At 44.5% G+C, this 24,493-nt stretch carries 22 protein-coding genes; all 22 read left to right on the top strand.

Features of this window, described 5'->3' with window-relative positions; genetic code table 11:
* Positions 1–251 precede the first annotated feature (251 nt).
* The 22 genes from csrD to rng all read left to right on the top strand — a co-directional run bounded on the left by csrD (position 252) and on the right by rng (position 24,489).
* On the top strand, positions 252–2,252 hold the full coding sequence (csrD, locus tag QF117_RS19010) for an RNase E specificity factor CsrD (RefSeq protein WP_282387618.1): 2,001 nt from the start codon (positions 252–254) through the stop codon (positions 2,250–2,252).
* Between the two features lie 21 nt (positions 2,253–2,273).
* Positions 2,274–3,710 carry an MSHA biogenesis protein MshI gene (locus QF117_RS19005; protein ID WP_282387616.1) on the top strand — a complete coding sequence of 479 codons (1,437 nt, stop codon included), beginning with the start codon at positions 2,274–2,276 and terminating at the stop codon, positions 3,708–3,710.
* A complete protein-coding gene (gene pilO / locus QF117_RS19000) occupies positions 3,710–4,354 on the top strand; it encodes a type 4a pilus biogenesis protein PilO (protein ID WP_282387615.1) in 645 nt (214 codons plus the stop codon). The genes QF117_RS19005 and pilO overlap by 1 nt, the downstream gene beginning before the upstream one ends.
* 54 nt (positions 4,355–4,408) lie before the next feature.
* On the top strand, positions 4,409–4,768 hold the full coding sequence (locus tag QF117_RS18995; RefSeq protein ID WP_282387613.1) for an MSHA biogenesis protein MshK: 360 nt from the start codon (positions 4,409–4,411) through the stop codon (positions 4,766–4,768).
* Positions 4,769–4,783: 15 nt separating this feature from the next.
* Positions 4,784–6,409: a pilus (MSHA type) biogenesis protein MshL gene (mshL, locus tag QF117_RS18990; protein ID WP_282387611.1), complete on the top strand. Its 1,626-nt coding sequence runs from the start codon at positions 4,784–4,786 to the stop codon at positions 6,407–6,409.
* A 19-nt stretch (positions 6,410–6,428) separates the two neighbouring features.
* Positions 6,429–7,271 carry an AAA family ATPase gene (locus tag QF117_RS18985; protein ID WP_282387610.1) on the top strand — a complete coding sequence of 281 codons (843 nt, stop codon included), beginning with the start codon at positions 6,429–6,431 and terminating at the stop codon, positions 7,269–7,271.
* On the top strand, positions 7,271–8,503 hold the full coding sequence (locus QF117_RS18980) for a CDC27 family protein (RefSeq protein ID WP_282387608.1): 1,233 nt from the start codon (positions 7,271–7,273) through the stop codon (positions 8,501–8,503). The genes QF117_RS18985 and QF117_RS18980 overlap by 1 nt, the downstream gene beginning before the upstream one ends.
* Complete coding sequence (locus tag QF117_RS18975; RefSeq protein WP_282387607.1) at positions 8,493–10,223, top strand: GspE/PulE family protein; 1,731 nt, start codon at positions 8,493–8,495, stop codon at positions 10,221–10,223. Before QF117_RS18980 ends, QF117_RS18975 begins: the two co-directional genes overlap by 11 nt.
* A 23-nt stretch (positions 10,224–10,246) precedes the next feature.
* The gene (locus tag QF117_RS18970) at positions 10,247–11,467 is read left to right on the top strand and encodes a type II secretion system F family protein (protein WP_282387606.1); all 1,221 of its coding nucleotides are present in this window, start codon (positions 10,247–10,249) and stop codon (positions 11,465–11,467) included.
* 1 nt (position 11,468) lies between these two features.
* Positions 11,469–11,933 carry an MSHA biogenesis protein MshF gene (locus QF117_RS18965; protein ID WP_282387604.1) on the top strand — a complete coding sequence of 155 codons (465 nt, stop codon included), beginning with the start codon at positions 11,469–11,471 and terminating at the stop codon, positions 11,931–11,933.
* A gap of 74 nt (positions 11,934–12,007) precedes the next feature.
* A complete protein-coding gene (locus tag QF117_RS18960; protein WP_017035378.1) occupies positions 12,008–12,583 on the top strand; it encodes a prepilin-type N-terminal cleavage/methylation domain-containing protein in 576 nt (191 codons plus the stop codon).
* Positions 12,584–12,617: 34 nt separating this feature from the next.
* Positions 12,618–13,085 carry a type II secretion system protein gene (locus QF117_RS18955; protein WP_282387602.1) on the top strand — a complete coding sequence of 156 codons (468 nt, stop codon included), beginning with the start codon at positions 12,618–12,620 and terminating at the stop codon, positions 13,083–13,085.
* Positions 13,086–13,228: 143 nt separating this feature from the next.
* Positions 13,229–13,750, top strand: coding sequence for a type II secretion system protein (locus QF117_RS18950; protein WP_282387600.1), 522 nt, complete (start codon positions 13,229–13,231; stop codon positions 13,748–13,750).
* Positions 13,741–14,355: a prepilin-type N-terminal cleavage/methylation domain-containing protein gene (locus tag QF117_RS18945; RefSeq protein WP_282387599.1), complete on the top strand. Its 615-nt coding sequence runs from the start codon at positions 13,741–13,743 to the stop codon at positions 14,353–14,355. Before QF117_RS18950 ends, QF117_RS18945 begins: the two co-directional genes overlap by 10 nt.
* The gene (locus QF117_RS18940) at positions 14,355–15,047 is read left to right on the top strand and encodes a prepilin-type N-terminal cleavage/methylation domain-containing protein (protein WP_282387598.1); all 693 of its coding nucleotides are present in this window, start codon (positions 14,355–14,357) and stop codon (positions 15,045–15,047) included. The genes QF117_RS18945 and QF117_RS18940 overlap by 1 nt, the downstream gene beginning before the upstream one ends.
* 61 nt (positions 15,048–15,108) lie before the next feature.
* Entirely contained in the window at positions 15,109–15,543 is a 435-nt protein-coding gene (locus QF117_RS18935) for an MSHA biogenesis protein MshP (RefSeq protein WP_282389527.1), read from the top strand.
* A 2-nt stretch (positions 15,544–15,545) separates the two neighbouring features.
* Complete coding sequence (locus QF117_RS18930; protein ID WP_282387597.1) at positions 15,546–19,775, top strand: DUF6701 domain-containing protein; 4,230 nt, start codon at positions 15,546–15,548, stop codon at positions 19,773–19,775.
* Between the two features lie 150 nt (positions 19,776–19,925).
* The gene (locus QF117_RS18925; RefSeq protein ID WP_017035384.1) at positions 19,926–20,969 is read left to right on the top strand and encodes a rod shape-determining protein; all 1,044 of its coding nucleotides are present in this window, start codon (positions 19,926–19,928) and stop codon (positions 20,967–20,969) included.
* 67 nt (positions 20,970–21,036) lie between these two features.
* Positions 21,037–21,936 (top strand): rod shape-determining protein MreC, encoded by a 900-nt coding sequence (gene mreC / locus QF117_RS18920; RefSeq protein ID WP_282387596.1) that lies wholly within the window; start codon positions 21,037–21,039, stop codon positions 21,934–21,936.
* Positions 21,926–22,414, top strand: coding sequence for a rod shape-determining protein MreD (mreD, locus tag QF117_RS18915; protein ID WP_017035135.1), 489 nt, complete (start codon positions 21,926–21,928; stop codon positions 22,412–22,414). The genes mreC and mreD overlap by 11 nt, the downstream gene beginning before the upstream one ends.
* On the top strand, positions 22,414–22,998 hold the full coding sequence (locus QF117_RS18910) for a Maf family protein (protein WP_282389526.1): 585 nt from the start codon (positions 22,414–22,416) through the stop codon (positions 22,996–22,998). The genes mreD and QF117_RS18910 overlap by 1 nt, the downstream gene beginning before the upstream one ends.
* Positions 22,999–23,019: 21 nt before the next feature.
* Positions 23,020–24,489: a ribonuclease G gene (gene rng, locus QF117_RS18905; RefSeq protein WP_282387593.1), complete on the top strand. Its 1,470-nt coding sequence runs from the start codon at positions 23,020–23,022 to the stop codon at positions 24,487–24,489.
* The last annotated feature ends 4 nt before the right edge of the window (positions 24,490–24,493 follow it).

Genomic DNA, 24,493 nt, shown 5'->3' with positions numbered 1-24,493 from the left:
GTGATTTGCGTTATTGACTCTATCTACTGCATACTCGTGGCGATCCGCATGATCACTTATGATCTCTAATACTCGTGGCGCTTTAAGAGAGAGATCACGTTTGGCTAACAAAGTTTGATAACAGTAGTCAAAATAAAACGAGTTCTTGGAGACTTTTTAATATAGTAACAGCAGAGGCAAATGATTTGCTTCCTTGTTGATAGCAACACACTAAAACCGGTAAATAAAATATAGAAAGGAACTCTTAATTTATGAGGTTTACTCCGACCTTAAAGCTCAGTACAAGGCTGGTGGCTTTTGTTACCATCATTGTGATCAGCGCGACCTTTATTTTATTTGTCGGTGGCACACTGACATTCAAAAAAATTGGCCAAGAATATCTCAATCATTATTTGGATGGCATTGTTGTCGTTGTTGATAGAGAAATGGAAGATCCTGAATCGGCGCAATCAATGCAGCGCTGGATGCCCAAAATGCTGCAAGCATCACGCATTGTTGAAATGCAGTTATCTTCACAGGCAGGGGTCGTATATCAGTTTAACGATACCGATTCTCGGGTCGATCCTTCTCGCTTGTACAACAAAACTTATCGATTGGAAAGAAACAGCGGCTATCAAGTGACCTTCAAGGCCGTTCCACCGTATCTAGGTTCTACCGACTCTTTTGGTGCCTTATGGACGATCACTCTCGCCGTTAGCTTGATCATATTTTGCCTAGTGAGAGGCGTTAAATGGCTCAAAGAACAGCTATTGGGATCGGAGCTGTTAGAGGAGCGTGGGCGAATGATCTTAGCGGGGCGCGTAGAGCAGTTTTCAAAAGGGGATCTCAGGGAATGGCCGTATACAGCAAGTGAGGCATTGGATTGTTTGATTGAAGAGTTACAAGATGCCCGCCAAGAGAGAAGCCGATTTGATACCTTTATCCGAACGCAAACCTTCTTAGATCAACTGACTGGAACAGCAAACCGCGTGTTATTCGACAGTAAACTTGAGTCAGTTTTGCATGAAAGTGGCTCTCATGGTGCTGTCATTTTGCTTAGAGTGGATGACTGGGAAGATGTCAAAGAACTGAATGGTAAAAGTGCCAGTGACGACTTCATTGTTGAATTGGCAGAAGCTATTAGTGGAGTGATACAACGTTACCCTGATGTGCTGTTATCTCGATATTATAGCTCTGATTTTGCGATATTTGTTCCATACCAGGGGACAAAAGAAGTGACACATCTTGTTAACGCGTGCATGAAGCAGCTGGCTAAAATCTCTCCACCATCGCCAGTTGATAAAGATAATTGGTGCCATATGGGGGTCACCAATTTTAACCAGGGAGATCGCCAGGGCAAGATCATGGATGAGGCTGAAATTGCGCTGAAGAGTGCCCAGTTACAGCAGATCAATACCTGGAGCCGATTTAATAAAGCAACCGTGGATCAAGAAGATCGTGGTAGCGTTCGCTGGCGTACGCTTTTTGATCAGACGTTAACGCCAGAAAATATACGAGTATTCGGTCAGCCTTGCTATTTGCATTCGGCAACGAGCGATCTCAAGTTGATTCATCATGAGTTGTTTGCGCGGATAGATGATCCAGAGAAAGGCACACTTAAGGCTTCAAGATTCAATGCGGCCATTGAGCAGGTAGGTTATGAGCTTAAGATGGACCGCGCAATACTCAGAAAAACAATAACATGTATGAAAGAATCTCAGTTAAACCTATGTTATTCTGTAAACCTGCATGTCAGCCCATTTGCAGATAAAGAACACTTTAAATGGCTGCGAAATGAACTGTTGCAACTGACGTCTCAAACTCGCTCAAAATTGAGTTTTGAATTTTCGGAAGGGCGTTTGATTAAGCACCTGGATTATATGAGACCCGTCATACGGATGCTTTCAGGATTAGGTTGTCAGGTTATTGTTGGTCAAGCGGGACGAACGATAGTTAGTACCCATTATTTAAAAGACTTAAAGGTCGATTACCTTAAGTTGCATCGAAGTTTGATTAAACGAATTGACCAAAGAGATGAGAACCAACTCTTTGTAAGAAGCATCATCGGTGCATGCAGTGGCGGAAAAACTCAGGTCATTGCAGTGGGTGTCGAAACGAAAGCAGAGCATAAAACGCTGATAGATTTAGGTGTACATGGCGTTCAAGGGCGACTGTTCGATACAGAATTAGAAGTATGGGCTAGAATAAATAACAAAGCCCATACTAATGTTTCAAATAAAATAAAGCCGGGTCGACGAAACCGATGGCGATAATCTAACGAAAGTGATCAGTGGATGAACATTAAATCCTTCATAGATAAATTAAGCCCAACAAAAAAGCAGCACTCCAACTTATTGGCGATAGTGGAGCCGAACGCTATCTATTTTTCAAGGCACTCAGCGTTCACATTACCGAAAATAGAGCTTGATAATCCACATTGGCCAAAGGCCCTCGCAACACATTTAAAAGCGCACTCTGTTGAGAGTGTCACGGTCAGTGTGGTTCTGAACTCAAATCTGTATCAAACATTTCAAATAGATACCCCTAATGTGCCTCAAGAAGAGCTGTCTATTGCTCTGCCATTTTTGCTAAAAGACCTCGTCACAGAGAAAGTAACGGACATTGTCGCTGATGCCTTTACTTTGCCCAGTGGTAATAAAACTCAAGCTTATGTGATCAAAAAATCGCTTATTACTGAGCTGACTCATCTTTTAGCTGAACTGAAATGCTCGTTAGGTGAAGTACTGACAGAAGACGATGTGTGGGGTATTGCTTCGTCTGAATTAAGCAGTTATTTATTGTTGCAGCGCAGTGTAAAGGGCAGTTATAAAATCTGTGCTTTTCACGAAGGAAAATGTGTTTTTCAACGCACTATCCGTAATGTCGTTTCACCATTAACAGGCACAGCAAGCTCCGATTTTCAGCTCGATGGCATGGCTTTGGAATTGCAGCGTTCGATTGATTACCTATCGTCTCAGCTTAAAGGTGTGCCGTTACATACGCTTTTCACCAGTTGTGATGAAGAAGAACAGCAAGAGTTAGCCGAAGCATTAGATGAACGGTTAAACGTTAAAGTTAGGTCGATATCACCGGATCCCATTGAGTCTGGAGAGCTTCTCGCTATTACAGCAACACATTTGGCGGGCGATTACATTAATCTGTACCCCGATCATTTACGCCCTCAAAAACAGTATTTTACCTTTCAAAACGCCGCGACCTCTTGGGTTTTGACTGCCGCACTGCTATTGGCATGCAGTGGGTATTACCATTACAGTTCAATGCAGCTAAAAGCACAATTAAAGCTCCAGCAGCAGCAATCGACACAACTGGCCCAGCAAGCCCAAAAGCTTAGAGAGCAGTTAGAGCAGCACAAACCGTCGCCAGGCAAAGTGGCCGCCGTTGCCAGGTTAAAAGATCAAATTCAATCGCATAACCGTTCATTGAGTGCGATTGGTGATTACAATCAGTCTCAGCGTCAAGGTTTCGCAGGCGTCATGGGTTCTTTAGCGAATATTGGAAGGAATGATATCTCTTTGGAGAGTATTCGTATCGATAATCAACGATTGAATTTACAAGGCTTAGCTAAAAACGCTGAAACGGTGCCAAACTGGGTTCAGCAGTTTAGAGAAGAGCTGAACTTGGTAGGGCGCTCGTTTGAAAAGTTGAAAATAGGCAGAAATGAACAAGATGTCATTACATTCGAATTGCGAACGCAGGAGGATGTAAAATAATGAAACACGCATTAGAAAAAATAGAAGCCAAATTTTCGGATCTTTCCCAAAGAGAAAAGTGGCTCATTACACTCGGTGGGTTTGCCGTCACTGCCTTGGTCATGTTTACGTTTGTCTTTGAACCTGCAATGAAAACGGATAATGAATTGTCGCGTCAAAACGTAGCAACCAAATCTGAGATTCAGAGGTTACAGGGCGAGATCCTAGTCTTGACTGCGAAGCTGAAAAAAGACCCAGACCAAGAGATCGATATTGAGCTGAATAAACTCCAGAAACAGAGTCAATCTTTATCGCAAGAGTTAGCCGATGTGATTGATACCTTGATTTCACCTTCTCAAATGACGCTGCTCTTGGAAGGTGTTTTGTCTGAAAGTAAGCAGCTTCACCTGGTGTCATTGGAAACGCTAGGCGCAGAGTCCATTACAAAAGGACAGGATCAAGACAGCACTTACTATCTGCATCCGGTTCGAATTGAAATGACAGGTCGATTTTTTGATATCCTCACCTATTTACAAACGCTTGAGGCGATGCCTGCCAACTATTATTGGCGCAGTTTTCAATATCAAGTTGAAGAGTACCCAGAAGCACGACTGATTTTGGAAGTCTACACTTTAGGGGCTCGTAAAGAGTTTATAGGGGGCTAGCCAATAATGCGATTACAGATGCTATTACAGACGCGACTAAAGATGGGATTGAAAATGCCATTGAGGATCGCGTTACTGAGTCTCGCTGTATTGGGCTTTTCCGTCAATGCGTCAGTCAATGCGCTGCCGAGCCAAAAAACAGGTCAAGATCCAACGGCGCCGTTAGGGTGGCAGAAAAAAGATCCCTCTACGTCGACAGTGAAAAAACCCGTTGTTTATCGATTGCCGAGACTCAAAAGTATCGCATGTGATCATGTTAATCGATGTAATGCCGTTCTTAACAACAGTGTTGTCGAGACCGGAGATAAATTAAATGGATACCAAGTCCGTCAGATAACTGATGAAAAAGTGACTTTGGTACGTGGAAGTAAGCTTTGGACATTAGAGCTTTTTTCGTTAGATATTAAGAATTAAGGTAATAATAATTCTATGCGTAAAATCGTACTTGCTATCGCTATCGTATCTTTAGCCGGATGCTCAATGGGCCACCGAGATCCAGTAGAAGCCAAAGCCGCCATCAACGAAGCCATCAATGAATCCAACAGTTTGGGGCTCAATGATCTTCCTGCTTCCGTGCAGCAAGATTTGATGCCGAATATTGATGGAGTAAACCTATCCTCAGCGCAGAACGTCAAGCGTTTTAGAGTTCGAGCGGACGGCGTTGAGGCCAGTACCTTTTTTGCTAGTTTAGTCAAAGGAACCGACTACAGCGCAGCGATACACCCTGCAGTAGAAGGGAATATCACCGTTAATTTAGCCGATGTCACTTTAGATGAGGTGTTGTCTGTGGTTCGTGATATGTATGGCTATGAAGTTGAGCGTAAAGGCAAAGTGATACAAGTGTATCCATCGGGAATGCGCACCGTCACGATTCCAGTCGATTATTTACAGATGCAACGAAAAGGGCGATCACTCACTTCGATTACGACCGGAACGATCACCAATTCTGACACGGGGTCGTCGTCATCGAATAACTCTTCGTCATCAAATAATTCCTCTTCAAATTCTTCGAGTTCGTCATCAACGAGCGCCATTGGAGGAACGGAAATTGAAACCATCAGTGAGAGTGATTTTTGGCCGCAGCTAGTGAGTGCTGTTTCACAGCTTATTGGCAGTGGTGATGGTCAGAGTGTGGTCGCCACACCGCAAGCGAGTGTAATTACGGTGCGAGCATACCCAGATGCCATACGTGAAGTTAGGCACTTCTTAAACGTTTCCCAAGAGAGGCTGCAACGTCAGGTTATTTTGGAAGCGAAAATTTTAGAAGTCACGTTGAACGATGGCTATCAACAAGGGATCAATTGGTCAAACATTTCAATTGGCGACAGCAAGGTTGTTATTGATCGATTAGGGGCCGCAGCGCTTCCGGGGCTAGATTCTATTGGCAGCTTACTGGGCGGTCAAACCAATATCACCGTTTCCGATGGTAGCTTTGAAGCGGTCTTGAGCTTTATGGATACGCAAGGTGACTTGAATGTTCTCTCAAGCCCTCGAGTCACGGCCGCAAACAATCAAAAAGCGGTCATCAAAGTGGGTACTGACGAATACTACGTGACCGACTTTTCCAGTGTGGTGGGCAGTGGCGATAATTCCGAGGCTTCACCAGAAGTTGAACTTACGCCTTTCTTCTCCGGTATTTCTCTAGACGTGACACCTCAAATTGATGACGAAGGAAATGTGTTACTGCATGTTCACCCAGCGGTTATTGATGTGAAAGAACAAGTCAAAGAAATTGGTTATGGTGGCAAAACGATCAGCCTTCCATTGGCTCAAAGTTCTATTCGTGAATCCGATTCCATTATCAGAGCACGAGATGGGGATGTTGTCGTCATTGGTGGATTAATGAAATCCAATACCTTTGAACAAGTCTCTAAGGTGCCATTCTTTGGTGATATTCCTGCGCTTGGACACTTATTTAGAAATACGTCTGAACTGACACAAAAAACAGAATTGGTGATTTTATTGCGCCCAACGGTTGTTGGTGTAAACACGTGGCAGAAAGAACTCGAACGCTCACGTGATATTTTGCAAGAATGGTTTCCAGATTCCGAATAACCGATTCTCAGGGTAAAGCATGTATCTTGACCACTTTGGTTTTAGCCAATACCCGTTTCATCTAACCCCGAATACGGGCTTGTTTTTAGGGTTAGAACCACACTATGAAGCGATTCAAATGGTCACAGCGGCTCTGGACATGGGAGAAGGCGTGATCAAGGTAACTGGCGAGGTGGGGTCGGGTAAAACCATGGTATGCCGAATGCTGATCAATCACTTAAAAGATAACGTCGAGCTGGTTTACTTACCTAACCCTGTATTAACGGGTGAGGAGTTAAGGTTGGCCGTTGCCGCTGAGCTGGGGCTTGAGATTCATTCTTCAATGTCAGTGGTTGATAAGATTCAAACCAAGTTGATCGAACTTTCTAAATCGGGCAATCAAACCGTGGTTATTGTTGATGAAGCTCAGGCTTTATCTGATGAAGCCCTAGAGGTGTTGCGGCTGTTTGGAAACCTAGAAACAGAGCAGGCAAAACTGCTTAATATTGTCCTTATTGGCCAACCTGAATTGGATGAACGGCTCGAGCAGCATCATTTAAGGCAGTTTCGTCAACGCATCACCTTTAATGCGAAGTTACGCCCATTATCGGTGGATGAAAGTGTGGCTTATATTGATACTCGTTTAACCCGAAGCGCGGCCAGTGAAGCGGTATTTAGCCTTTCTATTAAGAAAGCGATTTGGCGGGCAAGCCATGGAAATCCTCGCCTGATCAATCAGATATGCCATAAGACTCTGATATTAGCTTTTGGCGACAAGGCTGAAAAAGTCAATAATCACCATGTTTATAGCGCTATTTACGATACGTTTGATAGCTGTAAACCAAAATTTAAAGCCCCAATTTTATGGGGGTGGAGTCACTAATGAGTACCATCAATCAAGCGCTTTCTGAACTTGCTGATAAAGAACAACAGGGTGCATCGGTTAAGATTGAAAAAGCTCAAATTAATAAGGTAAAAACTCGCCCTGTTTTACCTTGGGTTATCGGTGGCTTTTCAATCAGTCTCGCCATTGGTGGCTGGGCGGTATCGCATCAATCCGAAACCATCGATCGTTCTATAGATCACTCAGTGGTGATCTCTGAACCGACCATGGTTACAGTGGAATCCAATGGCGCTCTTGAACCAAACTCAGTGCCGAGTATCGCTGAAGTGACCACGCAAACCTCAGCTTCACAGGTAACGATATATCAAGCTCCCGTCGTTGAAAAATCGACAACAAAGATCGAACAGCCTTTAACGCTCGTGGCTAAAAATTCAACGTCTGACGCCCCTGTTGCTAAAGCGTCGGTTGCTAAAGCGTCCGTTTCTAACACGTCTGTTTCTAAAGTATCGGTTTCTAAAGCCCCCATCGCCCCAAAGCCAGTCGCCAGCAAGCCGTCACCTCAAAAGCCAATATTACTGGCTAGCAACACATCGAGCCCTTCTCGCGTCAGTTCGAAGGCGGCAACCAAGCCAGAGCCTGTTGAGCAAGGTGGTATTATTGTTGAACAAGTCGAACTGACACCGGTTCAATTAGCCGAGAAAGCAGAGATCAGAGCCCGTAAAGCGATCGATAGTAACAACATCGATGAAGCGTTAAGCAGCTACAAAGACGTACTTCGTTACACTCCTAAAGATGAAAACAGCCGACAACAACTGGCGGCCTTATATTATGGTAAAGGGGATGCGCGTAGAGCGTTTGAAATATTGCAAGATGGCATCAAAATCGATAACGACAGTGAAGCCTTGCGGATTGCCCTCGCCAAGCTGTTGATTAAAGAACAACAACCAGAAGCTGCACTCACTCCTCTTCTTCACCTAAATCATTCTCCGAGTGTGGATTACTTGTCTTTAAGGGCGGCGTTAGCTCAAAAAAATAGCCTTGATGATGTGGCATTGGAAACCTATCAACAACTGGTCGCTGCGGACAGTGCCAACGCACGTTGGTGGCTAGGCTTAGCGATTCAACATGACCGAAATTCAAATATGCCAGAGGCTAAAGCCGCGTATCAGCAAGCACTAACGAAAGTCGGTCTTTCAAAGCAGTCTCAGACCTTTGTACGTGAGCGTTTGAAATTGATTGATGCAATAAAGGAGAGCAGCAGTGCAAATTAAACTTCGTAAACGTCTTGGTGATTTGCTGGTTGAAGAAGGCATTATTACTGAGAGTCAGGTTGAGCAAGCACTCGCAGCCCAGAAAAGCACAGGTCGTAAATTAGGCGCCATGCTTATTGAGCTTGGCTTCGTAACCGAACACCAGATGCTGACTTTTCTCTCGCAACAATTGGCCCTACCGTTAATTGATGTGAGCCGAGCCAATGTCGACGTTGATGCGGTTCAACTGCTTCCTGAAGTTCACGCACGTCGTTTGCGTGCTCTTGTCATTTCTCGTAGTGGAGACACAGTACGGATTGCGATGAGTGATCCCGCGGATTTATTTGCTCAAGAAGCGCTACTTGGTCAGCTTTCTAATTTCAGTTTAGAGTTTGTTATCGCGCCTGAAAGTCAATTGGTTGAAGGGTTTGACCGATACTACCGCCGCACCAAAGAGATCGCATCATTCGCCGAGCAATTGCAGGCGGAACATCAGGTCAACGATGCTTTTGATATTAACAATCTTGATGAAGCCGGTGACAGTGATGAAGTCACCGTCGTTAAGTTGATTAACTCTCTGTTTGAAGATGCCATTCAAATGGGGGCGTCTGATATTCACATTGAGCCAGATTCGAATGTGCTGCGTTTGCGCCAACGTATCGACGGTATTTTGCATGAAACGCTGCTAAACGAAGTTAACATCGCTTCCGCATTGGTGCTGCGATTAAAACTCATGGCCAATTTGGACATTTCAGAAAAACGTTTACCTCAAGACGGTCGTTTTAATATCCGAACCAAAGGACAATCGGTGGATATTCGTATGTCGACCATGCCGGTTCAATATGGCGAGTCGGTGGTGATGCGTCTTTTGAATCAGTCATCGGGTGTCAGAAAACTCGAAGAATCAGGATTACCGGCGGATCTTTTAGAAAAATTGCGTAAGCAACTCAAAAGACCTCACGGCATGATCCTAGTAACAGGGCCAACGGGCTCAGGTAAAACCACCACCTTGTATGGCGCGTTGTCAGAGCTCAATCAACCGGGTAAAAAGATCATTACCGCGGAAGATCCGGTCGAATACCGCTTACCGAGAGTCAATCAGGTTCAAGTGAACCCAAAGATCAATTTAGACTTCTCCACAATATTAAGAACCTTTTTACGTCAAGATCCGGACATCATTCTGGTGGGGGAGATGCGTGACCAAGAAACGGTGGAAATTGGGCTAAGAGCGGCGTTAACGGGCCACTTAGTCCTCAGCACCTTACATACTAATGACGCTGTTGATAGTGCACTTCGTATGATGGACATGGGGGCACCAGGCTACCTTGTGGCAAGTGCCGTCAGAGCCGTGGTCGCTCAGCGATTGGTTCGCAAAATTTGCACCGATTGTAAAGTGGAAGACGAGGTGGACGAATCGAGAAGGCAATGGTTAGCCGTGCGCTTTCCAAACCAAGCACATGCCAGTTTTTCCCGAGGAAGCGGTTGCCAGAACTGTAACCTTACAGGGTATCGAGGCCGAATCGGTGTCTTTGAAATGCTAGAGCTAGAGCAATCGATGATGGATGCGTTACGTTCGGAAGATGCGGTTGGTTTTGCGGAAGCGGCGAGAAACTGTAAGGACTATAAACCGCTACTTGCGTCAGCGATGGAGCTGGCATTGCAAGGGGTGGTCAGTATTGATGAAGTGATGAACTTGAGTGAAGGCGACTCTTCAGGCATCAATAAAGCGATTTTAATGTAGGAAAGTGTTAATACAGGAAAGCTATGCCAACATATCAATATAATGGGCGTAACCTTGATGGCAGCAAAGCGTCGGGGCAGGTTGAAGCCGCAAACGAAGAATTGGCGGCCGAGACACTAATGAATAAAGGGGTTATTCCTACTTCAATCACGGTGGGCGGAGACACTTTTTCGTTCAGTTTTGATGTGAAAACACTGTTTGTTCCTGCTGTTCCTCTTGATGTGCTGGTCATTTTTTGTCGTCAGTTATACAGCTTAACGAAAGCTGGCGTACCGCTGTTGAGATCGATGAAAGGATTGACCCAAAACTGTGCAAATAAACAACTAAAAGAAGCGTTAGAAGAGGTTGCCGCTGAACTCACTAATGGACGCAGCTTGTCTGGTGCCATGCAACTTCACCCAAAAGTATTCAGCTCTTTGTTTGTATCGATGATCAGTGTCGGGGAAAATACCGGTCGCCTTGATGAAGCCTTGTTGCAACTTGCGGGTTATTACGAACAGGAAGTGGAAACACGTAAGCGGATAAAAACTGCCATGCGTTACCCAACGTTTGTGATCAGCTTCATTCTTGTTGCTCTGTTTATTCTCAATCTTAAAGTGATTCCCCAGTTTGCCACTATGTTCAGTCGGTTTGGCGTTGATTTGCCTTTGCCTACTCGTATTTTAATTGGGATGTCTGAATTTTTCGTCAATTACTGGGCCTTAATGATCGGGGTCATGGTGGGGCTGTTGTTTGCTTTTAAAGCCTGGCATAACACAATAGCAGGACGAGAACGTTGGGATTTATTTCGCATTCGAACCCCTATCGTCGGTGATGTGATCAACCGAGCGTTACTTTCTCGGTTCTCGAGAACGTTCGCATTGATGCTCAAAGCAGGGGTACCACTGAATCAATCGCTAGCGCTTTCTGCCGAAGCGTTAGACAACAAATATCTAGAAAGAAAGTTACTGGAAATGAAAGCCTCGATTGAAGCCGGTTCCACCATTTCATCCACGGCGATTAACGCCAATATATTCACCCCTCTGGTCATTCAGATGATCTCTGTTGGCGAAGAAACCGGGCGAATTGATGAACTGCTGCTGGAAGTCTCTGATTTTTACGATCGTGAAGTAGATTACGATTTGAAGACTTTAACCGCGCGAATAGAACCGATTTTATTGGTTATTGTCGCAGGCATGGTACTTATTCTAGCACTGGGCATATTCTTGCCAATGTGGGGAATGTTAGATGCGATGAAGGGATAGCATGCTGGTGGATAATGCTCGTTCACAGTTTGTTATTTGGCTATTGCTGGTGATTATTTTGGTGCTGAGTTTTATGTTGGCATGGAAAAGTGTCGATGAGGAAGCAAGCGAAACCGCGTTATTGCTCGCGAGTAAAAGAGTGGTTGAGCGCGCCAGCTTTTACAAACAAGAGTGGTTGTTACACAAGCAGCCATCTAAACTTGTTATAGACGGCCGTGTATTAGCCATGAGTGACCAAGGGTGGGTACTGCCACTGGATCAAAATCAGCAGGTGAATTGTGCATTTTGGTTACAGGTGTTATACCCGGAAAATCGCCAATGGCCCGCTTATAGTGAATCGATCGAACGCCATGATAAACGTGTGAAATATCAATGTAGATATCTCTATGCGAGTGATCAAGTGATTGTTATTCAGTTAGATAATGGCAATTTTACGGTCAGTGTCGATTTTCTAACACAAGCGTAAAAATTGACAGATTACCAATAGAAAGTAATAAAAATTACCGTATAATACGCCATACGAATTAAGTGAGTAAAAAGATGAACAATAAACAAGCTGGTTTCTCATTAGTAGAACTCGTGGTCGTGATTGTTGTGGTTGGGCTCTTAGCCGTGGCCGCATTACCGCGTTTTTTAGATGTGACCGATGAAGCGAAAAAAGCCAGCATTGAGGGCGTCGCTGGTGGTTATGCTACTGGGGTATTGTCTGCTCGAGCGCAATGGGAAGCGGAAGCTCGCCCTTCAGAAACACTCAGTAACGAAAAATACAACACCGTGAACTACGACGGTGTGGAATTCTGGCTAACGCGTTCTCGTTCTAGCAACGGTACAGATACCGGTTTTCGCGATGGTTACCCATTTGCTCTGAATACCGGCAATGGTGCATTCCCTACAACGCTTTCAGATCAATATTGTATTGATTTAATGGATAATTTGTTACAAAACCCACCAAAAGTTGATACGGTGGCTAACGCAGCAACAGATTCTAACGTGAAGTATTCTGCTCAAGCGAATGACACGGACTACACTTGTACTTATGTGCAGCAAGAAGGTGGTACCAATCATGAGTTTGTTTATGAAATTGAAACAGGTCGAGTGACCGTAACCTTGCAGTAACTCTGCATTAATGAAAAATAGAGAGATTTTGGCTATGAAAAGACAAGGCGGTTTCACCCTGATTGAGTTAGTGGTGGTGATTGTTATTTTGGGTATTCTTGCGGTTACTGCAGCACCTCGTTTTTTGAATTTGCAATCTGATGCAAGAGAGTCTTCATTGCAAGGTTTGAAAGGGGCCATGGCTGGGGCGGCTGGTATTGTTTATGGTCGTTCAGCGATTAATGGAACCGAAACGAAATCACAGACAGCAGCAGAAAATGATGATGGCATCGCAACTACATTTGGTTACCCGGCTGCAGCTAGTGATGGTATTGGTAATGCGGTTGAAGGCTTGAATGATAACATTGATTGGATCATAGTTAGTAACCCGGCCTCGGCAGCAACAACTAGTATTTCTTATAGTTTTAGTGGCTCAGCATCGGATACTGGCTGCTTAGTAAATTATGCAACCAATGCTTCAGCAAGTGCGCCAACGATTTCGGTATCGAATACAGGTTGCTAAATTTTTGCTACTCTAAAGGCCAGCATCGCTGGCCTTTTTTAAGTCCGTCATAAACACACCATTCAATCCAATACCTTTTTTCTCTTTTACTATAATATTAATTACTTAGTTTTATCTTATTGCTGTCAAAGCTCAGGTGATTCATGGATGACCAACGTTCAATACAACAAGGCTTTACTCTGGTTGAGTTGATTGTTGTTATCTTATTGATAGCGATTGTCTCGGTGTACGCCACAAGCCGCTACCTTGGTACTTCAAGCTTTTCTGCCTTTACCGCACAAGAACAGATCATCTCGGTGATTCGCCAAGTTCAAGTGAATCGTATTCAAACCAATATCCCTGATCTCTATACCTATTGCAGTGACGCCAGTAACCCTGATCTTCAAGAACTCTGCCTTCGTAGTCGAATCACGGCAAACTCCAGTTGTATTGGCAGTTCTAGTGGTTGTAACGCCAGTGACCCAAGTGCTCGAAGTGATCTTGTGGTTGCCGATCAAGTTGTTTTCAGTACCACACCTTCTGTTTCCCAAATCACTTTTGATCTGCTAGGTAATCCACTTGACGCTGCCAGTGGTGGCGTCAGTATTTCCATTACCGCAGGTCAAAGTGCGGCCAATGTGTGCATTAACTCTCAAGGTTATGTCTATGGCGGGGCGTGTTTATGAAGCATCTCAAGGGGTTCACTCTTATAGAAAGCGTGATTGCTATTGTGATTATGGGCTTTGCGATGCTCGCTCTCACTAGCTTTTTATTTCCACAAATTGAGCGTTCCGCTTCCGTTCAGTATCAAACTCGCGCCGTTACTTTGGGCCAAAGTATGCTCAGCCAAATTTTGGCGCGTGGCTTTGATCATTGGAGTGATTTTGATGGTGGCACTGTACGCTGTGGAGAGCCTGCCGCAATATCTAACCCGCTTAACCCGACAAATAGTTGTACAGGAAGTGGGGGGCTTGGTGTTGATACTACAGGTGGAATAACCGAGGCTAATCCTAGTAGCTTCAACGATGTCGATGATTACATCGGTTGCTGGGCTGGTGCGAATAGCTCCAATTGTCAGGCTGTGACGCCTGAGTACGACCTAACCGATATTCTAGGGGCGGATATTTCAGCGCAATACAACAATTTCACTGTGATTGTTGCAGCCACGTATGTTGACCCAACCTCTTTTACAGACACAACCAGCATTACGACGATGAAAAAGATCACCGTACAGATCCAAGCAGGAAAGTGGGGCGATTACCGCTTTTTCGGATATAAGGGAAATTACTGATGAAGCGCAACGGCTTTACACTCATTGAAATGGTGATGACGATCATCGTCGGGGCTATTCTGGTGCTCGGTATTGCTGGCTTTATCGAGCTTGGCATGAAAGGCTATTCCGATACCGTTGACCGACAGAGAATGCAAACTCAAGCTCGATTTGTGTTGGAAAAAATATCGCGTGAAGTCAGGCACTCAATTCCCAATAGCATTTCTGTCTCTGGAGCGACAGACAAGTGCCTTTCGTTTTACCCTATTTTGTATTCAGGCTTCTATTCTGTTTCTGCTGCCAATAACCTCAGCCTGTCATTTTTGGTTGGGAATGATTCTCCTCCCGCGAGTTATGATGGCCTCTCTATGATCATTAACCCAAGCCAGCAGAGTGACCTTACCAACACCGATATCGCCATCTCTTTATCTGGCACGAATGCCACGGTGACACTCACTCAGCCTCTCGCGAGTGAATCTATTGCGAATCGGCACTATATTTATAAAGATCTCGTGACTTATTGTTTTAACTCTGCCGGCTCTGCGATCACTCGAAACAGTGTCCAAGTCGCAGACAGCGTAACCGGTGGCGACATCAGTTACGATGCACCAACCTTACAGCGCGGCGGTGTCGTTCATCTTGACCTGGTCTTTTCTGATGAGGGAGAAACCACGAGTTTCCAACAAGACATACAGGTGCTCAATGTTCCATAACAACCGATTGTTCCATAAAAACCGATCGTTCCATAAAAGCCGATTGTCCACCAAAAGCCAAATGCTGAATGGACGACGCAAGCAGTCAGGCAGTTTGTACATTATTGCCGTATTCGTACTGGTGGTGATGGGTTTTTTAGGCGCGGCATTAACGCGAATGGAATGGTCAAACAATGATGCTCTAACACGCGATGCACTGGGTACTCAGGCGTGGTTGCTTTCTCACTCGGCCAATGAATTAGTGCTTACTTACATGTACCCACTGAATGCTTCCTCCGCGATTGCGACCAATTGTACATCGCCACTGCCATCGGCCGTTACAAACTCGCTGCAGGGGCTGGCTTCACAGCATGCGAATTGTTCTCAGATAACGTCTGTTTGCACGCCTATTGGCACATTAGCCGGTGAAAGTTTTTTCAAAGTAGAGAGCTCAACCCTATGTGGAAGCGGTATTAACCAAGTACAGCGTGTACAAGAAATTTGGGTGAAGGAATAATTATGCGTCATTTCAGAACAGTTTTAATCGCTACGTTACTCCAGTTATTGGTACTGCCTTCTGTATGGGCGAATGAAGAGTGCAAAGTTAAGGGGAACAAAGATTTTGTGGCGATTCTGTCGGTGACCGGATCTGACGACTATCAAGAGTTTTATTTTACACAAGGAAACGGTCAGAGATATCAAACGCTGTGGTATACCCAAAGTTACAATGCCAATTCGAGTTATATTTTTAATGAACCCAACCTGCAAACTGGGTCTAACTATGACCTTCGGTTTGATTATTATGCCGGTAGCGAGGACAGTTATTACTATCGTCGTGAGCAAGGCGAGAATGAATGGGAACTCATAAGCCGTTCAAAAGTTCCTATTAAAAATGGAACTATCGAAGGGTTGGGCAGTGACGTCAGTATCGTCTCGTGTAATGAACAAGACGTGGAACCTCCAGTTTTTTCTACTGATGCTCAATATGAATTTGGTACAGCGCAATGTAACTTAACGGGGTCGACTTCCTGCACGATACCCTTTACCAATAATTACAATATAGCGCCTCTGGTCTTTGTTATGCCAACGATTGATACCGTAGACCCTGATGAAGATAAACCGGCAACGCTTTACATTTCTTCTGAACTAACGGCTGATGCCACATCCGTTCAAATAACCAAAGACACCATTAACCTCCGACAAATGGATAATGATGTGCCTATTACTGAGGTCAGTTACTTAATTATCGAACCTGGTGTGGCAAACTTTAATGGCCATGAGGTTATTGCTGGTTATTTGGATACTAACGCCAATGACTCCAAATCGCATACGGGGAACTCGGCCAACGTGCCATTTTCTGATTTTGGAAAACAAGGCTCGTTTAACTCACCCGTTGTTTTGCATCAAATCCAAACCAGAAATAATGGTGATAAATGGATGACGTCAGGAAAGCTATTGACAGGCAATGACAATAATTCCGCACAATTATTTCTTGAACTCTCGGCATCAAGAGATCGAAACCACAACTATGTAGAAGAGCGGATCGCTTTTATCGCCACTAACTCTTTAAGCGCTCTCGAAGTGGACGGCTATAACATACACTTTGGTCGAGGGTTTCGAACGCCAGATCAAACAGGCAACGACCCTATGGAAGATGGGTGTACCCGAGGCTATGCGAATATTCCACTCGATGGCATTGATGGCATTATTGGTAAGAAGCAAGAGCGTCGCGGTGGACATGGCGGTTGGGCCCGTCGCTGTGAAATTAAAAACGACAATCAGGTGAGCTTCGCCATTGATGAGGATTTTCGCGATAGAACCCACTTAAGAGAAGAAATTGGGTACTTTGCTTTTGAGCGTCTTGAAATCGATATCGATATTTGTACTTATTTTCCTGAGCCTGTACAAAGTTGGGGGCCTAATGGTGAACTAAACTTAAGATCTCCAAATATCCTAATCAGTGGTTGGTCAGAAGAATATCAATCTCAGTATTTCATCAATGGTTCTTTACAAGTTCCTTTTGATGCTACAGAAAATGCCAATTCACTTTCACAATTAGCACAAAGTTGTGTTTTAGACTCGTCCACAGAAGATTGCGCATTGCGTAACGGTTTACTCCAACCTCCCTTAATTCCTATACCTCCAGCCCTCGATCCTGAATGGGGGCAAGAAGGTTTAGTTTTAGACTTCTGGAATATGGAAAACTGCACCAACAGTACATCTTGCAGTTTTACCGATGATGGCACAACAATTGCGATTACTATTTCAGATTCATTGCGTAGTTTAAAAGTTTCAAATTATACAAGTAGAATTTTCACAGTAACATTCTTAGCGAAATCAGGAGATGGAATTTCTATCGAAGACTATTTTTCTGATGGGAAGGTAGAAAGTATATTCGAAGCGAATTCTAATTATACCTTCGGTTCATTTACATTTAACGGCACTGGCGGGAAATTAACATATTCATCAAATGTCATTCTGAATATTGAATCAACATTTTTGCAAGACACTCCCGTTGAAATGACGGATACTGGTGGCTTGAAGGATCTCATCGTCTATGGTCCAACCGCAGATGTTACGATTAAGAACGTTAATTCTGAAGTTTATCTCAACATCGTGGGCCTTAATGTACATTTTACCAATCAAATAATTTTAAGAGGATCCGTTTCATCAAATAATCTTATTATGGATGTTAGCGGGTCTAGAATTGTGGGAGAGGATAACTTTTGTTCTTCTGTTCCGCCGAGTGGCGACTATCAATTAGTCTTAACCCCAGCTACCGACATTGCCCTCACTTGTGAAGATATTCCATTGACCGCAACCGTATATAAAGATGATACAGTTGATAACAGCTTTAATGGGAATATCACCTTATCTGTAGGTGGTTTAGATAAGGAAACGAAAGCGGCGAATTCTGGTATCGCTACTTTTGACTTATCGGCGACCCAAGCAAGTACAGCCGCTGCGAAGGTAACAACCACGATTGATGGTGGATCTTATAGCGACACTGGCAATTATAAATTTGTACCGTATCGCTTTGACGTGCCGGACCAAGACTTAATCGCTGTGAAACCAGAAGACGTGACTGCCAAGGTCCTTGCTTGTGATTCAGGTAATGCAGTAGATGTCGGTTATTCGGGTACTCCTACTGTTACGGGTTCTCTTATTCAACCAAGTACTGGCTTTGGTACTTTAACTTATGAACCTAGGTTTACTAACGGCACTTCCTCAGATCAAATAGCGTTTAGCGAATCAGGGCAACTGACGGTAAGGCTAACGGACAGCGACTTTAATTGCGACGGCTTTGATGGCTGCCCAATCGAAGGAAGAGATGAACTCACGGGCGTATTTATCGTGAATTCACGCCCGTGGACATTCGCTATTTGTACCGACGATAACGTGAGTGGTAACGCCTTTGGCGGAGTCGGCTATCAAGAATCTGGAACAACGTTTGAGACCACAGTTAAGCCTATTGTTTGGCAAACAGGCGGCAGCACTTCTGGGGTGATTGAAACGTCGGGGTATTGTGGCGCGGCCGTCACTCAAAACTTCTTTATCTCCGATGCCCCTAGCGCAACCGTTGAAATGACTCATGAAGTGGATACGCCTTCAGGTGGTGTTGATGGTCAGTTATCGGGCTCACTATTAAAAAGTCATGATAGTAGCGTTGGTTTTTACAATTACTCGGATCTGAGCTGGGATGAAGTTGGTAGCGTGCGTTTATTGGTGGATACGCAAAATTCTTATCTCGGCATGGATATTAATCAAGGCTCTCGAAACATAGGCCGTTTTTATCCCGCCTCCTTTAAAGTTATTGAAACCCGTTGGGATTACCCAGGTTCACAACCTCCTGTGTATATGGGGCAACCGTTTGATGGCCTTGAGTTTGATGTAGAGGCACTAAATAGCGCTGGTGGAGCCGTGCAGAACTACAGTAACAGCAATTATTCCGCTAGCTTACAAGCCAAATTCAACTTATTTGAAAATAGCAGTTTTGACACTCGCTTCGTTTCTCCTGCTTTCGGTGATGGAAGTTGGGCTCTAAACTTAAATCGCTCCATTGGCACATTTTCGAATGGTTTTGCGACTGATTGCTCAGACAGTATTTGTTGGCTTAAACAGGCTTCATTCGTGCCTGATGGTCCATTCAACGCTTTGGAAAATATCGAGGTTTCTAATATCACTTTAGATGGTGCTATATCCGTGACCAATATTGATCCGATCAATTACACCACGAATGGTGACATCTTAACGGTTCAGCCTGATATCCGTTTTGGACGAATTAGCTTAAAAGATGTGGGTGGCAACCAAGAAACTAACATTACCGTTCCACTGACTATCGAATATTGGAATGGCAGTCGGTTTATCACCAATAGTGACGATAACAACACTGATTTTGACGGCAGCGGCTATTGTCACCAATTGATTTGGTCTGATATTGGCACTGAGAATGCGAGCTTATCAGGAACGGGGCAGGTTTCACTCGGTGAGTCTCGAAAATTGGTCGCCTCGCAATCGGATCCTGCAAGAGAACAAGTGAGATTTTGGCTCGTTCTCGATAGCCCAGAAGAAGAAAACGGAGAGAGTAGTCGTTGTACTGGAAGCGATAACGGATTGCCATGGCTTCGTTATAATTGGGATAGCGCAGACGCAGATGAAGAAGATCCGTCAGTGGTCGTCACATTTGGTATTCATCGTGGTAACGATCGAGTCATCTATCGTGGGGAAAGTGGGTTAATAGGTCAGTAATTTTCATCATTTCATGCGTTAAGTAAGGAAACTGTTAGAAAATGCGGATTTTGCTCCATGTTTATGCCTCAATGCCTTGCTGATATGGCAAGGCATTGGTACATTTAGTGCAATTTTTATCTTCTAATTCTCGCAGGACGAACGAAGAATATGTTTAAAAAACTTCGTGGCATGTTTTCTAACGACCTATCTATCGATTTAGGTACAGCCAACACACTCATATATGTCAAAGGACAAGGGATCGTTCTCGACGAACCTTCTGTTGTTGCAATCCGTCAAGATCGAGCGCGCTCTGGAAAGAGTGTTGCTGCTGTCGGTCATGCCGCAAAGCAAATGCTAGGTCGTACACCTGGTAATATTTCAGCCATTCGCCCAATGAAAGATGGCGTTATTGCTGACTTCTATGTCACTGAAAAAATGTTACAACACTTCATTAAACAGGTTCACGACAACAGTGTGCTTAAACCAAGTCCTCGCGTTTTGGTTTGTGTACCTTGTGGTTCAACTCAGGTTGAGCGTCGTGCCATTCGTGAATCGGCACTCGGTGCTGGTGCTCGTGAGGTTTACTTGATCGATGAGCCAATGGCTGCCGCAATTGGTGCGGGTTTGCGCGTCTCTGAGCCTACCGGTTCAATGGTTGTTGATATCGGCGGTGGTACTACCGAAGTCGCGGTTATCTCACTCAATGGCGTGGTGTACTCATCGTCAGTGCGTATTGGTGGTGACCGTTTTGATGAAGCGATCATTAACTACGTTCGTCGTAACTACGGCAGCTTAATTGGTGAAGCCACCGCTGAGAAAATCAAACATGAGATCGGTTCTGCTTATCCTGGTGATGAAGTTGAAGAGATTGAAGTGCGTGGCCGTAACCTTGCAGAAGGTGTACCACGTAGCTTTAGCCTAAACTCAAACGAGATCTTAGAAGCACTTCAAGAGCCGCTATCGGGTATCGTTTCTGCTGTTATGGTTGCATTGGAACAGTGTCCACCAGAGCTAGCGTCAGACATTTCAGAAAACGGCATGGTATTAACCGGTGGTGGTGCACTGCTTAAAGACATCGACCGTCTACTAACGGAAGAAACAGGGATCCCTGTTGTTGTCGCTGAAAATCCATTGACGTGTGTTGCTTTAGGTGGCGGTAAAGCCCTTGAGATGATCGACATGCACGGTGGCGATCTGTTTAGCGAAGAGTAATGAATTTATTGGCTTTGGTATGAATCCTATCAAGGCCAATAAAGCGAAAAATTAGGATCTCTATATCATGAAGCCGATATTTGGCAGAGGGCCTTCACTTCAATTTCGCCTGTTTTTAGCGGTTACCCTATCAGCCAGCCTTATGCTGGCTGATAGTCGTTTAGGTGCATTTTCAAGCGTCCGATATTTTTTAAACAGTTTGGTGGCTCCGATCCAGTACGCGGCGGATATGCCACGTCTGATGTTTGATGGTTTTTACGATAATTTTAATACCCGTAAAGCCTTACTTGACTCAAGTCGAACGTTAAAGCGAGAAGTCCTCAAACTTAAAAGTGACCTGTTATTACTTGATCAGTATAAAGAAGAAAACAATCGGCTGCGTAAGCTGTTAGATTCTTCCTTCATTCGAGATGAGCGCAAGGTCGTCACAGAAGTGATGGCGGTTGATACCACGCCATACCGCCGTCAGGTTGTGATTGATAAAGGGCGAGTGGATGGTGTGTACGTTGGTCAACCTGTGACTAACGAGCATGGTATCGTGGGTCAAGTCACCTTTGTTGCGGCGCATAATAGCCGAGTACTGTTATTAACTGACAGCAACAGCGCGATTCCGGTTCAGGTGATCCGTAACGATATCCGAGTGATTGCTTCCGGTTCTGGGGACATCGATAAACTTCAGTTGGAGCACATTCCAACCAGCACGGATATTTTAGAAGGTGATCTGCTTGTGACATCAGGCCTTGGCGGTGTTTATCCTGAAGGGTATCCCGTTGCCTATGTGACAAGCGTTGATAGAGATACACAGCGAGAGTTCGCTGCGATCAGTGCTGAACTTGTGGTTGAGTTTGATCGTTTACGGTATTTACTGCTTATTTGGCCTAATGAATCGAGAGTAGAAAAAATATTACAAGCGGATCCAGAGGCGATGGAAGAAGAGGCAATGGAAGAGGCAAACAATGACCAATAGAGTACTATCGAGTCGAATCGTCATTATGACTTCATTTCTTATTGCTCTTATTTTGCAAACTATCCCTTGGCCGGGCGTGCTTGATCTTTTAAGACCTGCATGGTTATTACTAGTGATCTGTTATTGGGTTCTTGCCTTGCCACATCGTGTCAACGTAGGAACCGCGTTAGTTTTAGGTCTCCTGTGGGATCTTTTACTTGGGTCGACACTGGGTATTCGAGGAATGATGTTATCGATCGTTATCTATGTTGTCGCAATCAATTTCCTCGTTCTAAGAAATATGGCCTTATGGCAACAAGCGATCATTATTGCTTTGTTATCCATCGCGCTTGAAGGAATGATCTTTTTTGGTGAGTTCTTAATTCAAGACATTGCCTTTAATCCATTGTCACTGTGGAGCGGGCTGATAAATGCCATACTGTGGCCTTGGATGTTTTTATTAATGCGTCGAGTAAGACGACATTGGCAAATAAAATGATGAACATGAAAAAACTGGTCTTAGCTTCAGGGTCGCCAAGACGCAAAGAACTTCTTACTCAATTAGGGTATGAGTTTGAGGTATTGGTGACCGACGTTGAAGAAACATGCTTAGCCTCAGAAACCCCCGAGCAGTATGTTAAGCGTCTATCATTAGATAAGGCGAGGGCCGGCCTGTTACGCTATGAAGAGCGTTCACACCATGAAAGTAATACCGTGGTTTTAGGCTCCGATACCATCGTCGTGAGTGGCGACAACATATTAGAAAAACCCAATGATTTAGCGCACGCAAAACAGATGTTAATGCAGTTATCCAACAGCTGCCACCAAGTGCTCACCGCAGTGACGGTGATATCAAATCAAAAACAGCACTCAGTGGTTGTGTCGACCGATGTGTGGTTTAAGCCTTTGTCTGAAAATGAAATAGAACAATATTGGCATACGGGCGAACCACAAGATAAAGCGGGAAGTTATGGCATTCAAGGATTGGGCGGACGTTTTGTTACCCGAATCGAAGGCAGCTACTTTGCCGTGGTCGGATTGCCCCTTTATGAAACAGACCAACTGCTGCGCGAATTTTTATAATTATAATTTTGAGGTGTACTCATGAGTGCAGAGTTATTGCTAAACATCACGCCAAGTGAAACACGGGTGGCGATGATAGAAAGTGGAGTTCTACAAGAAATCCATATAGAACGTGAAGCAAAACGTGGCATCGTCGGCAATATCTACAAAGGTAAAGTCAGTCGAGTTTTACCTGGTATGCAAGCGGCATTTATCGATATTGGTTTAGATAAAGCGGCCTTTTTGCACGCCTCAGACATCGTTCCGCACACCGAGTGCGTGGCTGAAAATGAGAAAAAACAGTTCCAAGTTCGCGACATTTCTGAGCTAGTCAGACAAGGGCAAGACATTGTCGTACAAGTCGTGAAAGATCCTCTTGGGACCAAAGGGGCACGCCTCACCACAGACATTACCCTACCTTCGCGTTATCTCGTCTTTATGCCAGGTGCGAGCCATGTTGGTGTCTCTCAGCGAATTGAAAGCGAGAAAGAACGTAACCGTTTAAAGAAAGTCGTCTCTCACTATTGTGATGAGCATGGCGGATTCATTATTCGCACCGCTGCAGAAGGGGCGGATGAGAAAGAACTGTCTCAAGATGCTGCATTTCTGAAGCGCTTATGGTCAAAGATTGTTGAGCGTCGAGTAAAGTACAAGACGCGAAGTAATCTGTATGGTGAACTTGGCCTTGCACACCGTATTATCCGAGATTTTGTTGGCACAGAGCTGGATAACATCATGGTGGATTCACGTCTTGAATATGAGCGATTGGTTGAATTTACCAGTGAGTATGTCCCTGAACTTACAGATAAACTGGAGCTATACGAAGGCGACAAGCCTATCTTTGATATGTATGACACTGAAAATGAGATTCAGCGTTCTCTTGATCGAAAAGTCGAATTAAAATCAGGTGGTTATCTCATCATTGATCAAACCGAAGCCATGACGACGGTAGACATCAATACCGGTGCGTTTGTCGGGCGTAGAAACCTAGAAGAGACGATCTTTAACACCAATATTGAAGCGACTCAGGCGATAGCTCGTCAATTACGTTTAAGAAATCTTGGCGGGATCATCATCATTGATTTCATTGATATGCTCTCAGAAGATCATCGTAAGCGAGTGCTCACCTCACTCGATGCCGCACTCAATAAAGATCGGGTCAAAACCAATATAAACGGCTTTACCCAATTAGGCCTGGTTGAGATGACGCGTAAGCGCACCCGAGAAAGCATCGAGCATATCCTGTGTGCTAGCTGCCCGGCTTGTGAAGGTCGAGGGAGTGTGAAAACGGTGGCGACCGTGTGCTTTGAGATACTACGCGAAATTACAAGGGTTAACCGTGCATACGATGCAGACAAGTTTGTTGTTTACGCGTCACCAGCGGTTGCAGAGTCGTTAGAAGATGATGAATCTCACGCTCTTGCTGAACTAGAAGTCTTTATCGGCAAAGAAGTTCGTATTCAAGCTGAGCCGCTTTATGTTCAAGAGCAATTTGACGTCGTTATGATGTAATAGG

This window comes from Vibrio sp. YMD68 (genome assembly GCF_029958905.1).
Classification (GTDB): Bacteria; Pseudomonadota; Gammaproteobacteria; order Enterobacterales; family Vibrionaceae; genus Vibrio.
This window is presented reverse-complemented; position numbering and strand designations above follow the sequence as displayed.

Excerpts from the sequence above, each read along its gene's own strand:
- csrD (WP_282387618.1), top strand. The coding sequence starts at position 252 with ATGAGGTTTACTCCGACCTTAAAGCTCAGTACAAGGCTGGTGGCTTTT.
- QF117_RS19005 (WP_282387616.1), top strand. The coding sequence starts at position 2,274 with ATGAACATTAAATCCTTCATAGATAAATTAAGCCCAACAAAAAAGCAG.
- pilO (WP_282387615.1), top strand. The coding sequence starts at position 3,710 with ATGAAACACGCATTAGAAAAAATAGAAGCCAAATTTTCGGATCTTTCC.
- QF117_RS18995 (WP_282387613.1), top strand. The coding sequence starts at position 4,409 with ATGCCATTGAGGATCGCGTTACTGAGTCTCGCTGTATTGGGCTTTTCC.
- mshL (WP_282387611.1), top strand. The coding sequence starts at position 4,784 with ATGCGTAAAATCGTACTTGCTATCGCTATCGTATCTTTAGCCGGATGC.
- QF117_RS18985 (WP_282387610.1), top strand. The coding sequence starts at position 6,429 with ATGTATCTTGACCACTTTGGTTTTAGCCAATACCCGTTTCATCTAACC.
- QF117_RS18980 (WP_282387608.1), top strand. The coding sequence starts at position 7,271 with ATGAGTACCATCAATCAAGCGCTTTCTGAACTTGCTGATAAAGAACAA.
- QF117_RS18970 (WP_282387606.1), top strand. The coding sequence starts at position 10,247 with ATGCCAACATATCAATATAATGGGCGTAACCTTGATGGCAGCAAAGCG.
- QF117_RS18965 (WP_282387604.1), top strand. The coding sequence starts at position 11,469 with ATGCTGGTGGATAATGCTCGTTCACAGTTTGTTATTTGGCTATTGCTG.
- QF117_RS18960 (WP_017035378.1), top strand. The coding sequence starts at position 12,008 with ATGAACAATAAACAAGCTGGTTTCTCATTAGTAGAACTCGTGGTCGTG.
- QF117_RS18955 (WP_282387602.1), top strand. The coding sequence starts at position 12,618 with ATGAAAAGACAAGGCGGTTTCACCCTGATTGAGTTAGTGGTGGTGATT.
- QF117_RS18950 (WP_282387600.1), top strand. The coding sequence starts at position 13,229 with ATGGATGACCAACGTTCAATACAACAAGGCTTTACTCTGGTTGAGTTG.
- QF117_RS18940 (WP_282387598.1), top strand. The coding sequence starts at position 14,355 with ATGAAGCGCAACGGCTTTACACTCATTGAAATGGTGATGACGATCATC.
- QF117_RS18935 (WP_282389527.1), top strand. The coding sequence starts at position 15,109 with ATGCTGAATGGACGACGCAAGCAGTCAGGCAGTTTGTACATTATTGCC.
- QF117_RS18930 (WP_282387597.1), top strand. The coding sequence starts at position 15,546 with ATGCGTCATTTCAGAACAGTTTTAATCGCTACGTTACTCCAGTTATTG.
- QF117_RS18925 (WP_017035384.1), top strand. The coding sequence starts at position 19,926 with ATGTTTAAAAAACTTCGTGGCATGTTTTCTAACGACCTATCTATCGAT.
- mreC (WP_282387596.1), top strand. The coding sequence starts at position 21,037 with ATGAAGCCGATATTTGGCAGAGGGCCTTCACTTCAATTTCGCCTGTTT.
- mreD (WP_017035135.1), top strand. The coding sequence starts at position 21,926 with ATGACCAATAGAGTACTATCGAGTCGAATCGTCATTATGACTTCATTT.
- QF117_RS18910 (WP_282389526.1), top strand. The coding sequence starts at position 22,414 with ATGAACATGAAAAAACTGGTCTTAGCTTCAGGGTCGCCAAGACGCAAA.
- rng (WP_282387593.1), top strand. The coding sequence starts at position 23,020 with ATGAGTGCAGAGTTATTGCTAAACATCACGCCAAGTGAAACACGGGTG.